The organism is Curtobacterium sp. MR_MD2014 (assembly GCF_000772085.1).
Taxonomy (GTDB): Bacteria; Actinomycetota; Actinomycetes; order Actinomycetales; family Microbacteriaceae; genus Curtobacterium.
Genome location: NZ_CP009755.1, coordinates 1,234,091 through 1,246,323 on the forward strand (window position 1 = coordinate 1,234,091; position 12,233 = coordinate 1,246,323).

Here is a 12,233-nt window from a genome sequence, read left to right on the forward strand (position 1 = left end):
CGGGTTCTGTGAACCAGGATCGTCATCTGCCGTTCCGTGGATCGTCTCCCGGCGGGGCGCCCCCGTTCGTCAGCTCCCGAGCGCTGCCCGCAAGTACGGCGCCGTGCGGCTCGTGGCGGACGCCGCGACCTCGCGCGGTGTCCCGGATGCCACGACCTGGCCGCCCTCGTCACCACCGGCCGGACCCATGTCGACGACGTGGTCCGCCTGCGCCACGACCGTCATCACGTGCTCGACCACGACGACGGTGTTCCCCGCGTCGGTGAGCCGCTGGAGCTGCGCGGTGAGGAGTTCGACGTCCGCCGGGTGCAGGCCCGTGGTCGGCTCGTCGAGCAGGTAGAGCGTGTGGCCGGTCCGTGCGCGTTGGAGTTCGGTGGCGAGCTTGATGCGCTGGGCCTCGCCGCCGGACAGTTCCGGCGCGGGCTGCCCGAGTCGGAGGTAGCCGAGACCGACGCTGCGCAGGGCATCCAGCGCGCGGGCGGCGGCGGGCAGGTCGGCGAGGGCGTCCGATGCCTCGTCGACGGTCATGCCGAGGACGTCCGCGACGGTCGAGCCGGCCCGGCGGACCTCGAGCGTCTCGGCGTTGTACCGGGCACCGTGGCACTCCGGGCACGGCGCCCAGCTGCCCGGCAGGAACAGGAGCTCGACGGAGACCGAGCCCTCGCCCTGGCAGACCTCGCAGCGGCTGCCCTCGACGTTGAACGAGAACCTCCCGGCGGTCCAGCCACGTTCCCGGGCGTCCTCGGTCGCGGCGAAGGCCTGCCGGACGGCATCGAACATGCCCGTGTAGGTCGCGAGGTTCGAGCGGGGTGTGCGGCCGATCGGCTTCTGGTCGACCTCGACGACGCGGGACACGAGCGGGTGCTGCGTCGCGACCGACGGCAGCACGCCACCGACGAGCGACGACTTGCCCGAGCCGGAGACCCCGGTCACCGCGGTCAACACCCCGAGGGGCAGGTCGACGTCGAGCCCGTTCCCGTCCTGGCCGCGCAGGTTGTGCAGGGTGAGGCCACGGAGTTCGAGCGTGCCCACGGGTTCGCGCTGCTCGTGCTCGACGGGCGAGGTCCGGGGCTGCAGGTAGCGCCGAGTGACGCTCTCGGGGACGCCGGCCAGGCCCTCGGGCGGGCCGCTGTACAGCACCCGCCCGCCGCCCGGACCGGCACCGGGGCCGACGTCCACGATCCAGTCCGCACGCCGGACGATGTCCATGTCGTGCTCCACCACGAAGACGCTGTTGCCGCTGGCGCGGAGGTCGTCGAGGACCTGCACGAGGGACTCCGCGTCCGCCGGGTGCAGCCCTGCGCTCGGTTCGTCGAGCACGTAGACCACGCCGAACAGCCCCGACCGGAGCTGCGTCGCGATCCGCAGGCGCTGCGTCTCACCGGGGGAGAGCGTCGGCGTCGCCCGGTCGAGCCCGAGGTACCCGAGGCCGAGTCCGACGAGCACCTCGACCCGACCGAGCAGGTCCGTGGCGATCGACTTCGCGACCTCGGACCGCTCCCCGGACGTCACACGGCTCTGCGCGGGCGACGGGTCCTTCAGCTCGGCTGCGGGGCGCAGGACCTCGGCCACCTGTGCGAGCGGCAGTGCGTTGAACGCGGCGATCGACAGGCCGCCGAACGTCACCGCGAGGGCTGCCCTAGTCAGCCCGGAGCCGTGGCAGAGCTGGCACGGGCCGGACTCGACGAAGCGCAGGGCCTTGTTCCGCTGGGTCTCGCTCTGGGAGTCGGCGAGGGTGTGCAGCGTGTACTGCCGGGCGCTCCAGAACCGGCCCTTGTACGGCTTCGCCACCCGGTCGCGCTTCGGGTGGACCTCGACGACGGGCTGCTCCTCGGTGAAGAGCAGCCAGTCGCGGTCCTCCTGCGGGAGCTCCCGCCACGGACGCTCGATGTCGTAGCCGAGCACCGCCGTCACGTCGCGGAGGTTCTTGCCCTGCCACGCACCGGGCCAGGCGGTGATCGCGCCCTCACGGATGGACAGCGACGGGTCGTGCACCGCCGAGGCCTCCGTCACCTCGTGCGCGGTGCCGAGGCCGTGACAGCGCGGGCACGCCCCGGCGACGGTGTTCGGCGAGAACGAGTCGGAGTACAGCTGCTCGGCGCCCTCGGGGTAGGTGCCGGCGCGCGAGTAGAGCATGCGGACCGAGTTGCTCAACGTCGTCAGGGTGCCGACGGTCGAGCGGGTGCTCGGGGCGCCGCGGCGCTGCTGCAGGGCGACCGCCGGGGGCAGACCCGTGATCTCGTCGACGTGCGGTGTCGAACCCTGCGCGATGAGCCGTCGGGCGTACGGCGCGACGGACTCGAGGAAGCGACGCTGTGCCTCGGCGAAGACGGTGCCGAAGGCCAGGCTCGACTTGCCCGAGCCGGAGACACCGGTGAAGGCGACGATCCGGTCGCGGGGGATGTCGACGTCGACGTCCTGCAGGTTGTGTTCACGGGCGCCACGGACGCGGATGAACCCGTCGGACGACGACGGCTGGTCGGCAGGGTGGTGCGGGGCGGGCATTCGTTCGAGCGTAGGCGGATCGGCCGGGCGCCGTTCCGGACCGCTCGTCCGCACCCGGCGGGTGCTGTTCGGCAGGCGACCGGGAGACGGACGGGAGGCACGGGGCGGGCTGGCAGCGGGCCACCCGGCCGGTGCGTGCGGACGGGAGACGCGGGGCGGGCTGGTCACGTGCCTCCCGGCCGGTCGGTACGGTGGTCGTGGGGAACGGGGGATCGATGGTCGACGACGTCGCGTGGTCGCCGCCGAGGCGGCGGAACGGCATCTGGTGGATCGTGGCGAGCGGGCTGCTGCTGCCCGCGGGGTGGATCGCGTGGCTGCTCGTCGCGCTCGCCGGGTACAACGGCGCGGGGAACTCCACCCACACGCTCTCGGGGCAGACCGGGGGGAGCATCGTCGTCACGGTCGTGTGCGCCGGTGTGCCGCTGACCGGACTGGTCCTGCTGCTGGTACAGCGTCGGCGCGACCGGTCGGTGACGCTGGTCGGGCCGATCGGGTGCGCGGTGTTCGTGGTCCTCGCGGCCGTGACGCTCGGGTACCCGACGACGCGGGTCGCGCAGAGCTGGGCGGCGGAGGAGGAGCAGCGGGCGCAGCCGCCGACCGCGACCGAGACGAGTCGGACGCCGGCGCAGGCCGAGCGGGACCTCGCGGCCGTGGGGGAGCGCGCGGTGCGGGCGATGGGCGGTGACCCGGAGACCGGTGACGTCGTGCAGTTCCCACGCGGCTGCTCGCTGTCGAACCTCGAGCGGGGCACGGAGTACACGTGGCGGTGGTCCTTCCCCGCCGATGCGGACGCGGATGACGAGCCGCAGACCGAGGCGGATCGCAAGGCCGACCTCCTGCCCCAGGACCAGGCCGAAGCGCGTCTGGCTCCGGTCCGCGAGGTCTTCCTCGACGCCGGGCTCCGTGACGCCGATCCGCTCGGGTGGGACATCAGGGTGGTCGGTGACGACTGGCTCGCGGAGGGGAACGCGGGCGTGACCCGGACCTCGGGTGACGTGATGATCGAGACGACCTGCCTGGCTGGAGGGCCCGGCGACGAGTACGAGGACGATGAGTGAGCGCGTGACGGCCGCGGCGCCGGGACGTCGAGCACTCGTCAGCGTGTGGGTCGCACTCGTGGTGGCGGCCGGCTTCACCGTGTACGAGCTGCTCGCGGGCGCTCTCGTCGAGTGGACCGGGCTCGGCTTCGTGCCGCTGCTGTTCGTGCCGCCGCTCTACCTGGCGGCGATCCTGCTGCTGATCTGGGTGGGGCAGCAGGGGATCCGGGTGGCGCGGGCACTGGCGATCGTCGTGGGGATCGTGCTCGCGGTGTCGTTGCCGGTCGCGGTGGTCGTGGCGATGCGGACGTGGCACTGAGCGGTGGCGATCGGCTCGGGGTGTCAGTCGTTCGCGACGGGTCGGCGGAGGGTTCCCAGCACTCCCGCGGTCAGGAGGAAGCCTGCGAGGCCTGCGGCGGTGAGGACGAGGGGCATCGTCACCGGCGGTGGCTGCACCACGGCGGCGAGGGGCAGGCCGAGGAACCCGGCCACACCCGCCGCGAGCACACCGCAGACGAGGGCAGCGGGCAGGACACCCAGCGCGTCGTCGACGACCCGGGCGAGCGCGAACAGCGTCGCCGCGACCAGGACGCCGAGGACTGCTCCGAGGGGGACACCGAGCACGGCGAGCAGGCCGAGGAACGACGAGTCCGGCGGCCACCAGTCGGTCGGGGTCACGATCGGCTCGTCGACGGTCGGGTCGGCGATCCAGGCCTCACCGATGATGCCGAACGGTTCGGCGGCGCCGATCAGCGCGCCGGCGAGCAGGACGACGGGCCACGGCCAGTGGCGGCGGTGTTCGTGCATGTGGACCCCCTGTGGTCGAGCTTGGCGGTGGAGTCTGGGAGCGCGGCCGGAGCGCCGATCCCTCGGTAGCGTGGAGGCGGGGCGCTCGACGAGCGAGGGGGACGCATGAACGACGCGGGACAGCCGGCCGGCACCGAGGAGCCAGCCGGGACCGGGCGCGCGGACCACCCGTCGCGACGGGCGCCGAGCGGTGCGTGGATCGCGGGGAGCATCCTGGCGTTCGTGGTCGGGAGCCTCGTCATCGTGTACGCGATCGCGACGACGGCGGCGCCGACGGTCGAGCAGCGGGCCACCGTGCAGGGCCTCGCCGCGGCGTTCGTCACCGGTGGACTCATCGCGGTGCTCGTCCCGGCGACCGCGATCGTCTCCCTGGTGATCGCCGCGAAGCGAGGTCGGACCGGGGCTGCTGCCGGCATCGCCGTGTGCGGGGCGCTCGGCGCGGTCGCGATGCTGACGATGGTGCCCTTCGCACTGCTGTCCGTGGGTGACGCGCGGGCCGACGCAGCACGACGGGCGGCACCGCCGACCGCACTCGAGACCAGCCGGACGCCCGAGCAGGCGGGGGCCGGACTCGTCGAGCTGGGAGGACGGGTCGTCGACGCGCTCGGACACGAGGCACCGACCGACGACCAGGTCAGCGTCGACGTCCGACCGTGTCGGCTCGACAACTCCGACGACGGCGTCCTGGTCCACTACTCCTGGCGTGGTCCCGACGCCGACGACCCGGCCGGGACGCCCGAGCAGACGAAGGCTGCCGTCGCACCGGCGGTCCGGTTCCCGCAGGCCGAGGGCTTCGCGGTCGGCACCCGGTTCGTGGGCGGGGGCGTCGTGATGCTCGACCGTGACCAGGGGGTCTCCGTCGACCTGTACAGCGCTGACCGCGTCGAACTCGGATCGCCCTGCCTGGTCGACACGGGCGGCTGACGGTACCCGAGCGGTTGTTCGCTCCTGCAACGTCCGCTGAGTCCACGGACCCGGGGGCGGGTAGACCGGGGGACATGAAGGTCGTCGGAGTCGAAACGTTCGGAGGGCCCGAAGCCCTCGCCGTCCACGAGGTCCCGGAGCCCCACGCCGGCTCCGGGACCGTCCGCATCAGGGTGCAGGCGTTCGCCGTGAACCCCACGGACACCGGCGTGCGCGCAGGGCAGCGTGACTCGTCCGAGGCCTCGCCGCCGTACGTGCCGGGCATGGACGCCGCCGGCGTCATCGACGAGGTCGGCGACGACGTCGAGGGCTGGCAGGTCGGGGACCAGGTGATGGCGATGGCCCTGCCGCTCTCCGAGCACGGCGGCGCCTACGTGGAGTACCTCGTCGCGCCGGTCGGGTCCTTCACGCGGATCCCGGCGGGGCTGTCGATCGAGGAAGCCGCGACCGTCCCGATGAACGGCCTGACCGCGTTGCAGATCCTCGCCCGCGCGGAGCTCTCGCAGGGCGACACACTCGCCGTGACCGGATCCGCGGGGCTGCTCGGCAACTACGTCGTGCAGCTCGCGGAGCAGCGGGGCATCACGGTCATCGCCGACGCAGCGCCGAAGGACGAGGACCTCGTGCGGTCCCTCGGGCCGGACCACATGGTGCGCCGCGGGGACGGCTTCGCCGCAGCCGTGCGCGGCATCGTGCCGGACGGCGTCGACGCGCTCGCCGACGCCGCGGTGCAGCGGGACGAGGTCGTCGACGCGGTGCGCGACGGCGGGTTCTTCGCGGACGTGCGGGGCTGGGAGGGCAACGGTGCTCGTGGGATCCGGTTCGAGCGGATCATGGTCTTCTCCGAGTACACGTCGTTCGACCTGCTCGAGGAGCTGCGTCTGGCGGTGGAGGACGGGGTCCTCGTGCCGCGGGTCGCCGAGGTACTGCCCGCGTCGCGTGCTGCGGAGGCGCACGAGCGGCTGGAAGCCGGCGGGACGCGGGGGCGGTTCGTGCTCACCTGGTGAGTGCGGGTCGCGGTCGCGACCGGATGACGGACGGGAGGCGCGGTGCCGGCTGGCACCGCGCCTCCCGTCCGTTCTCCTCGCACCAGCTTGATATACCATGCGTGACCCGCGGTGTTCCGGTTGCTACGGTGGCGCTCCTGACGGGAACCCGTCAGGAGTGGAGGAGGAGCAAGCGTGGGGAAGAAGTTGATCTCGATCGCAGCCGCCGCGGTCGTCGTGGCCGCCATCGGGCCGGTCGGAGCGACCGCGGCGGTGGCGGTGGCGTCGGACTCTCCGGCGTCGTCCGGACGGGTGGTCGAGGGAGGCGCGTCCGCTGACCGGGTCGGCGAGACCCGGAACGGGACGGCCTACCCGGAGGGCGGCACGTGGACCTACGGCGTGTGGAGCGGCGAGGTGCACTCGGTCTACCAGCACAACGGCTCTACGCACCGTGCATCGGTGAAGTCGCACGGCGTCGTGACCCGATCGGCGTGGCAGCCACCGACGAAGGTCGCGTACGCCCACCGGCCGAAGGCGGTTTCCGGAAACCAGGCGTTCTGGGCCCGCCGCGGATGAGGAACTTCGCGGCTGCCACCGTCCTGGCGGTGGCAGCCGTCCTCGCGCTGTCGGCAGTGCTCGCGGTGTCCGTCGTCGGCGAGGTCGAGGCACTCGGGCTCCTCGCCGGGCGGGCGACGCTCGAGCTCGCTGAGCTGCCGGTCGGCGAGACGAAGGTCGAACACATCCGGGACATCACCGCTGCGGCTGAGCGTTCCGGGGTGCGAGTCTCGCTCCTGGTTCCGGATCGTGACGGACGGCCCGGGGTGTGGACCGCCTACACGTTCCGGGGGCCGGCAACGCAACCCGGGATCGGCGCGGCGATCAGCACACGGCCGATCGGTGACGGTGGCACGCTCGACCTGCTCGGTCCGATGGCGGTCGAGGGCGACGGACGGTCGGTCCGACGGTTCACCGAGGAGCTGCGGCAGGCCGGGTACACGACGGTCGACACGACGCCCGCTCCGGTCGAGGCGCTCGTCGTGGTCCTGGCACGGCCGACCATCGCGCTCGTCGCGGTCGCCGTCCTGCTCGGACTGGGGATCGCGCTCGTCGCCGAGTCGAGACGCCGTGCCGGACGGCAGGACCTTCGCTTGCGAGCGGGCTGGTCCGGAGGGAGCGTGGCCTGCGCGGAAGCCCTGGACCTCGGTCGCCTGGCGGGCCCGGTGGCGACCGCAGCATGCGTCGGTCCGCCGGTGGCGCTCGCGGTGCACGGGGCCGGCGCTCCGGCGCTCCGGTTCACGACGGTCGTCGTCGTGGTGTGCGTCCTCGCGGCGTTGCTGGCCGCCCTCGTGCTGCACGTCGGCTGCGCCCTGCTGAGCGCTGCCGCGACCCACCGCGCTGCGGAGGCTCGATGGCCGATGGTCCTCGTCGCCGCCGCCGGCATCTCACTCGTCATCGTGGCCGTCGCCGACGTGCAGTGCCTGCAGGACCGTCAGCGGACCACCGCCGAGGCCGAACGGATCCTGGTCGCCGAAGCTGCACACGGGGACGACGTCGTGCTCGGGACAGCGTCGACGACCCTCGAGCAGGACCAGGCGTTGGGTGCCATCGCGACCGGAGCACTCGCGCGAGGGGACGCCAGCATGGCCTACTCCTCCTTCACGGATCGGTTCACACTGGTCGGCGACGCCAGCGCGTCCCTGCGTGCACTCGTGCCGGGCGGCCTCCCTCCGCACGGGCAACCACTCCTGCTCGTACCCGATGCCCTCGCCGGCGAGAGCGACGCGCTCCGCGATGCGGCAGCGGCGGACATCGCGACCGGTTGGCAGGTGGAAGGACGTCAGCCTCCGCGATCACTCGACATCCATACCCGACGGGTGCGCTCGACCGCAGCCGTCTCCGAGTCCGCGATCCTCTGGACGAACGGGATCGAACCGCTGCTGCCGACGTGGCCGGACATCCCCGTGTTGGTCGTTCCCGACCCGAAGGACCTCGCACCGAACCAGGTCGGGACCGGCGTCGCGAACGGCGAGGTGCGCTTCGCCGACCGTGCGGCTCTCGAACGCCAGCTGCGGGCTGCCGGGCTCGCGGACATCGTCCTGCAGGTCGACCGCGTGGGGGCCCGCGTGGAACGGCAACTCGGAGAACTCCGGACCGAGCGCCTCACGCTGCTGCTGGCCGTCGGTGCTGCGTTGTCGGCCCTCGTGCTCGCAGCGATCTCGCTCGTGGGTGAACACCGCGTCCGCACTGCTCGACTCGGGCGCGTGCAGTACCTGGTCGGACGGCACCCGCTGGTCCGGCACCGGTGGTTCCTCGTCGGCGCGAGCGGCACAGCCCTGACCACCGCCGCGGTGACGAGTGCGTTGTCCGGAGCTCGTGGGGACGTGATCCTCACCGCAGGCGTCGCCAGCGGCGCGGGCGCCCTCGTGTTGCTCGGCGTCGTGTCCGCCGTGATCCCGACGCGTGGAGCGGACGAGTGGAGGAAGACATGGTGATCGGAGCGCCGGTGCTCGAAGTCGACGGACTGGGGTTCGACATCGGGCCCCGGAGGTTGTGGGACGAGCTGTCCCTGTCCGTCCGACCGGGGGACGCCGTCGCAGTCCTCGGGCCGTCGGGGCAGGGGAAGACGACGCTGCTCCGCTGTCTCGGCGGGCTGCAGACCCCGACGCGAGGGGCTGTCCGGTTGCGGGGCGAGGACGTGCACCGGAGTGTTCGTCGCGCCCGGCGGCTGATGCGGCGGGACCGCGTCGGGTTCGTCGTGCAGGACCACGCGGTCGTGCCGCAGTGGACGATCGAGCAGAACCTCGGCGTCGTGCGGCCGACCGGTGTCCCTCGGCGTGAGCGCGACGAGCGGATCCAGGAGGCGGCGAACGCGGTGGGGCTCGGGGGTCGCCTCCGGATTCGGGCTGGGTTCCTCAGCGGCGGGGAGCAGCAGCGGGTCGCCGTCGCTCGTGTGCTCGTACAACGGCCGGTGCTGGTGCTCGCGGACGAGCCGACGGCCTCGCTCGACGAGATGAGCGCGGCGCTGGTGCGGGACGGACTCGAGCAGCTCCGGAGCGCGGGGAGCGCGATCGTGGTGGCGACGCACGATGCCACGCTGCAGGAGTGGGCAGGCGGTCAGATCGCCCTCTGACGCCCGTTGGTCGGAGCACAGCCACCCGTCACTCTCGTCACCGCCCTTCCGGTCGGCCGACGATGGCGGCCCAGCGGTCGAGCTCGTCCTCGACGCGATCTGCGACCGCTGCGGGATCGTCGTGCTCCCACGAGCGGAGGACCCGCCAGCCCTCGGTCGTCAGGATCGCCTGGTTCCGGGCGTCGCGCTCCCGGTTCGCCAGCAGCTTCCGGCGCCACAGCTCGGCGTTCGCCTTCGGCAGGTGCGTGTGCTCCTCGCAGTGGTGCCAGAAGCAGCCGTCGACGAAGACCGCGATCCGGGCGCGTGGGAACACGAGGTCCGGGCGGACACGGCACCGGCGGCTCACCTGCCGGTCGACGAAGAACCGACGGCCCCGGCGGTGCAGCTCCCGACGCAGTGCGAGCTCGGGTGCCGTGTCACGCCTGCCGAAGCGGGCCATGTGGCGACGGCGTGCGTCGTCGGCTTCCCACTGTTCCACCACTCGAGCCTGTCGTGCCGAGGCATGATCGTGGTCGCGGACGACGACGATGTGGGGGAGGTGTGCCGCTTGCCGGCTGTGCAGGAACGGCCGAGGCCGCTGCTCACTCGGGTAGCCCGAGCCGCTCGCACTCCGCCCACTGCTCGGGCCGCCGCTCCGCCAACCACGCCGTGAACTCGTCGTACCCGCGGAAGTTCGTGAAGACCGTGAACTGCTTCTTCTTGCGGTCGTTCCACGCGGTCAGGCTGACGAAGGTCGGCCCACCGCCGGCCGACTGCGTCCCGTACCGGAGCACGTGGATGTCGTCGACCTCGCGACGACGAGCCTTCCAGAACCCGAACTTCTCGAGGTAGTGCCGGTCGAACACGGTCACGCGTCCGGCTGCCAGTGCGAGACCGATCAGGAGGAACAAGGCGCCCACCAGGCCGATCAGCACGAACGCGGTGCTGTCCGCGCCCGAGACGACCAACTGCTCGATCACGGTTCCGAGCAGCCCGAAGACGACTGCGGCTCCGCCGAGCACGATGAGGATCTGCTGGGGGAACCTCGGCCGCTGGACGACGAACAGCGGCTCGCCGTCCGCCTTCGCCTCCGTGCCACCCCACGTGTTGATGCTGTCGCTCATCGTTCCCCCTCCGAGGGCCACCGTACCGAACGGGTCCTCCGCTCGCCCCCTCAGTCCTCCGGGATAGTCCGGACCCACTGCTCGAAGGCGAGCGCGTCCTCGTTGCTGAACACGGCGGACGGCCGGGCGTCCTGTCGGCCGGTGAAGAGGAACAGCGTCCCGTCTGCCAGCCCCGGCGTCGCATCGTCGAGCACGGACGACCTCGGCGCCACACCCTTGCGCGAGAGGAACGTCAGCTGTTCCCCGTTCGCGGACTCCGCGATGCCGGTCTCGCCGTCGAAGAACGCTGCGAGGTCCATCACGAGGAAGACGGTGCTGCCGTCCTGTGTGGTCACGAGGACGGCTGGCTTCGCGTGCGGCTGCCCGAAGGGGCGCTCAGTCACCGCCGCGGTGACGCCGGAGCCGGACCAGGGGCGGACCTGGTCGAGGGGGAGCTTCGCGACCGCGGACGGTGCGGCACGCTTCGCTGGGTGGACGGCCTCGATGAGCAGCGCCCCGACGAGGACGGCGAGGAACCATGCCGGCGCGGAGAACGTCTTGCTCGCGAGCAGGACGAAGAAGACGCCGAGGAATCCGACCCACACCAGGTTGGGCCACCACCCGGAGCCGCGACGCTGACCGATCGGCCACACGACACTTCCGTACGCCAGCCCGACGAGCGTCGGCACCCAGAACGCAGACGGCCGGATCGTGCCGGTGTGGAAGTGCAACCAGACCGAGACGGCCGCGGCGATGAGCGCGAGGACGGCGAGCACGATGCGTCCGCCGCGCCGGTCTCGCTCGCGGGTGCTGAGCGTGGTCATGTCGTTCCCCCTCGTGCGGTTGAGCTGCGGCGCGCAGCGCCCGCCGTTGTTCCCCCTGGTGTGTCCAGTCAAGCAGGACCGGCGGTGCTGGTCTGTCGGATCGGACGTGACCGGGTGGCGGACGGGAGGCGCGGTGGCGGACTGCTGTGTGCCTCCCGTCCGACGGGTGGTCACCCCTCGACGGCTGGCGGCGCCCGCGAGGAGCCCTACGATCGTGCGGGTGAGCAGCGACGTGATGCCTGGGCGGTACCGGCACTTCAAGGGCGGGGAGTACGAGGTGGTCCTCGTGGCGAGGGACGTCGAGACCGAGGAGCCGGTCGTCGTGTACCAGGCGCTGTACGGGGAGCAGGGGCACTGGGTGCGGTCGCTTGCCGAATTCACGGCGCACGTGTCGCGGGACGGGTACGAGGGGCCGAGGTTCGTCCGCCACGGCTGAGCGTGGGTCGCCCGTCAGGACGAGTGCGCCGGTGCAGGGCTCACCCGAAGTCGCTGGCATTGCCGTCGGCGCAGTCCGACGAGAGCTGGAGGACGGTGTTCAGGGCGCTGGAGCCCAACCCGATCTTCGGGCGTCCGTCGCCGTCGGCGCCGAGGTAGTGCAGGGGTCGGCCGTCGTTCAGCGAGGTCGTGGTCCGGTGCGTGGAGTAGCCGTTCTCCTTGAGCACGGCCTCGGCGCGGTCGATGTAGGCCTGCGGGTCGGAGGGTGACTTGCCTTCGACCGACCAGCTGAACTGCACTCCTTCGTCGGAGCGTGGTCCGCACTCGGTCGCGGTCGGCTGCCGCAGCTCCGGTAGGGCCGCTTCATCCAGTGCGCGGAGCTTCTCGACGATCGTCAGGCTCTCGCTACGAACTTCGTCCGGGGTCATGCGCGATTCCGATCGAGTGATTGTCGGTGTGGTCTGTGGAGTTCCTGGCTGGCCCGCGCAGCCGCCCGTGAGAAG

At 72.2% G+C, this 12,233-nt stretch carries 14 protein-coding genes; 8 read left to right on the plus strand and 6 right to left on the minus strand.

What is annotated here, in order from left to right:
* Positions 1 to 69: 69 nt before the first annotated feature.
* The gene (locus tag NI26_RS05710) at positions 70 to 2,505 is read right to left on the minus strand and encodes an ATP-binding cassette domain-containing protein (RefSeq protein ID WP_066653458.1); all 2,436 of its coding nucleotides are present in this window, start codon (positions 2,503 to 2,505) and stop codon (positions 70 to 72) included.
* Positions 2,506 to 2,720: 215 nt separating this feature from the next.
* Here NI26_RS05710 and NI26_RS05715 point away from each other — a divergent pair, with 215 nt between their 5' ends.
* Together NI26_RS05715 and NI26_RS05720 are read left to right on the plus strand one after the other, a co-directional pair.
* On the plus strand, positions 2,721 to 3,563 hold the full coding sequence (locus NI26_RS05715; RefSeq protein ID WP_144411265.1) for a hypothetical protein: 843 nt from the start codon (positions 2,721 to 2,723) through the stop codon (positions 3,561 to 3,563).
* The gene (locus NI26_RS05720; RefSeq protein ID WP_144411266.1) at positions 3,556 to 3,861 is read left to right on the plus strand and encodes a hypothetical protein; all 306 of its coding nucleotides are present in this window, start codon (positions 3,556 to 3,558) and stop codon (positions 3,859 to 3,861) included. Before NI26_RS05715 ends, NI26_RS05720 begins: the two co-directional genes overlap by 8 nt.
* Before the next feature lie 23 nt (positions 3,862 to 3,884).
* Here the strand turns inward: NI26_RS05720 and NI26_RS05725 are convergent, their stop codons facing one another.
* A complete protein-coding gene (locus NI26_RS05725) occupies positions 3,885 to 4,349 on the minus strand; it encodes a hypothetical protein (protein ID WP_066653472.1) in 465 nt (154 codons plus the stop codon).
* A 105-nt stretch (positions 4,350 to 4,454) separates the two neighbouring features.
* Between NI26_RS05725 and NI26_RS05730 the strand changes: the two genes are divergently transcribed.
* The 5 genes from NI26_RS05730 (at position 4,455) to NI26_RS05750 (ending at position 9,389) form a co-directional block, all read left to right on the plus strand.
* On the plus strand, positions 4,455 to 5,273 hold the full coding sequence (locus NI26_RS05730) for a hypothetical protein (protein WP_066653474.1): 819 nt from the start codon (positions 4,455 to 4,457) through the stop codon (positions 5,271 to 5,273).
* 74 nt (positions 5,274 to 5,347) lie between these two features.
* Positions 5,348 to 6,280 carry an NADP-dependent oxidoreductase gene (locus NI26_RS05735; protein WP_066653481.1) on the plus strand — a complete coding sequence of 311 codons (933 nt, stop codon included), beginning with the start codon at positions 5,348 to 5,350 and terminating at the stop codon, positions 6,278 to 6,280.
* 174 nt (positions 6,281 to 6,454) lie between these two features.
* A complete protein-coding gene (locus tag NI26_RS05740) occupies positions 6,455 to 6,835 on the plus strand; it encodes a lactococcin 972 family bacteriocin (protein WP_066653484.1) in 381 nt (126 codons plus the stop codon).
* Between the two features lie 29 nt (positions 6,836 to 6,864).
* The gene (locus tag NI26_RS05745) at positions 6,865 to 8,751 is read left to right on the plus strand and encodes a hypothetical protein (protein WP_144411267.1); all 1,887 of its coding nucleotides are present in this window, start codon (positions 6,865 to 6,867) and stop codon (positions 8,749 to 8,751) included.
* Positions 8,745 to 9,389 (plus strand): ABC transporter ATP-binding protein, encoded by a 645-nt coding sequence (locus NI26_RS05750; RefSeq protein WP_066653493.1) that lies wholly within the window; start codon positions 8,745 to 8,747, stop codon positions 9,387 to 9,389. The genes NI26_RS05745 and NI26_RS05750 overlap by 7 nt, the downstream gene beginning before the upstream one ends.
* 37 nt (positions 9,390 to 9,426) lie before the next feature.
* Here NI26_RS05750 and vsr read toward each other — a convergent pair whose 3' ends face one another.
* From vsr to NI26_RS05765, 3 genes are all read right to left on the minus strand, one after another.
* Positions 9,427 to 9,867 (minus strand): DNA mismatch endonuclease Vsr, encoded by a 441-nt coding sequence (gene vsr / locus NI26_RS05755; protein WP_235426531.1) that lies wholly within the window; start codon positions 9,865 to 9,867, stop codon positions 9,427 to 9,429.
* A 103-nt stretch (positions 9,868 to 9,970) separates the two neighbouring features.
* Positions 9,971 to 10,492 carry a hypothetical protein gene (locus NI26_RS05760; protein ID WP_066653495.1) on the minus strand — a complete coding sequence of 174 codons (522 nt, stop codon included), beginning with the start codon at positions 10,490 to 10,492 and terminating at the stop codon, positions 9,971 to 9,973.
* A gap of 50 nt (positions 10,493 to 10,542) precedes the next feature.
* Positions 10,543 to 11,295, minus strand: coding sequence for a hypothetical protein (locus NI26_RS05765; protein WP_066653497.1), 753 nt, complete (start codon positions 11,293 to 11,295; stop codon positions 10,543 to 10,545).
* Between the two features lie 220 nt (positions 11,296 to 11,515).
* On the opposite strand from NI26_RS05765, the gene NI26_RS05770 reads away from it, so the two are divergent.
* Entirely contained in the window at positions 11,516 to 11,731 is a 216-nt protein-coding gene (locus NI26_RS05770) for a DUF1653 domain-containing protein (RefSeq protein ID WP_235426534.1), read from the plus strand.
* 40 nt (positions 11,732 to 11,771) lie between these two features.
* Here the strand turns inward: NI26_RS05770 and NI26_RS05775 are convergent, their stop codons facing one another.
* Complete coding sequence (locus NI26_RS05775) at positions 11,772 to 12,158, minus strand: hypothetical protein (protein WP_144411268.1); 387 nt, start codon at positions 12,156 to 12,158, stop codon at positions 11,772 to 11,774.
* Between the last annotated feature and the right edge of the window lie 75 nt (positions 12,159 to 12,233).

Coding starts and splice junctions, on each gene's coding strand:
- NI26_RS05710 (WP_066653458.1), bottom strand. CDS start 2,505: ATGCCCGCCCCGCACCACCCTGCCGACCAGCCGTCGTCGTCCGACGGG.
- NI26_RS05715 (WP_144411265.1), top strand. CDS start 2,721: ATGGTCGACGACGTCGCGTGGTCGCCGCCGAGGCGGCGGAACGGCATC.
- NI26_RS05720 (WP_144411266.1), top strand. CDS start 3,556: ATGAGTGAGCGCGTGACGGCCGCGGCGCCGGGACGTCGAGCACTCGTC.
- NI26_RS05725 (WP_066653472.1), bottom strand. CDS start 4,349: ATGCACGAACACCGCCGCCACTGGCCGTGGCCCGTCGTCCTGCTCGCC.
- NI26_RS05730 (WP_066653474.1), top strand. CDS start 4,455: ATGAACGACGCGGGACAGCCGGCCGGCACCGAGGAGCCAGCCGGGACC.
- NI26_RS05735 (WP_066653481.1), top strand. CDS start 5,348: ATGAAGGTCGTCGGAGTCGAAACGTTCGGAGGGCCCGAAGCCCTCGCC.
- NI26_RS05750 (WP_066653493.1), top strand. CDS start 8,745: ATGGTGATCGGAGCGCCGGTGCTCGAAGTCGACGGACTGGGGTTCGAC.
- NI26_RS05760 (WP_066653495.1), bottom strand. CDS start 10,492: ATGAGCGACAGCATCAACACGTGGGGTGGCACGGAGGCGAAGGCGGAC.
- NI26_RS05765 (WP_066653497.1), bottom strand. CDS start 11,295: ATGACCACGCTCAGCACCCGCGAGCGAGACCGGCGCGGCGGACGCATC.
- NI26_RS05775 (WP_144411268.1), bottom strand. CDS start 12,158: ATGACCCCGGACGAAGTTCGTAGCGAGAGCCTGACGATCGTCGAGAAG.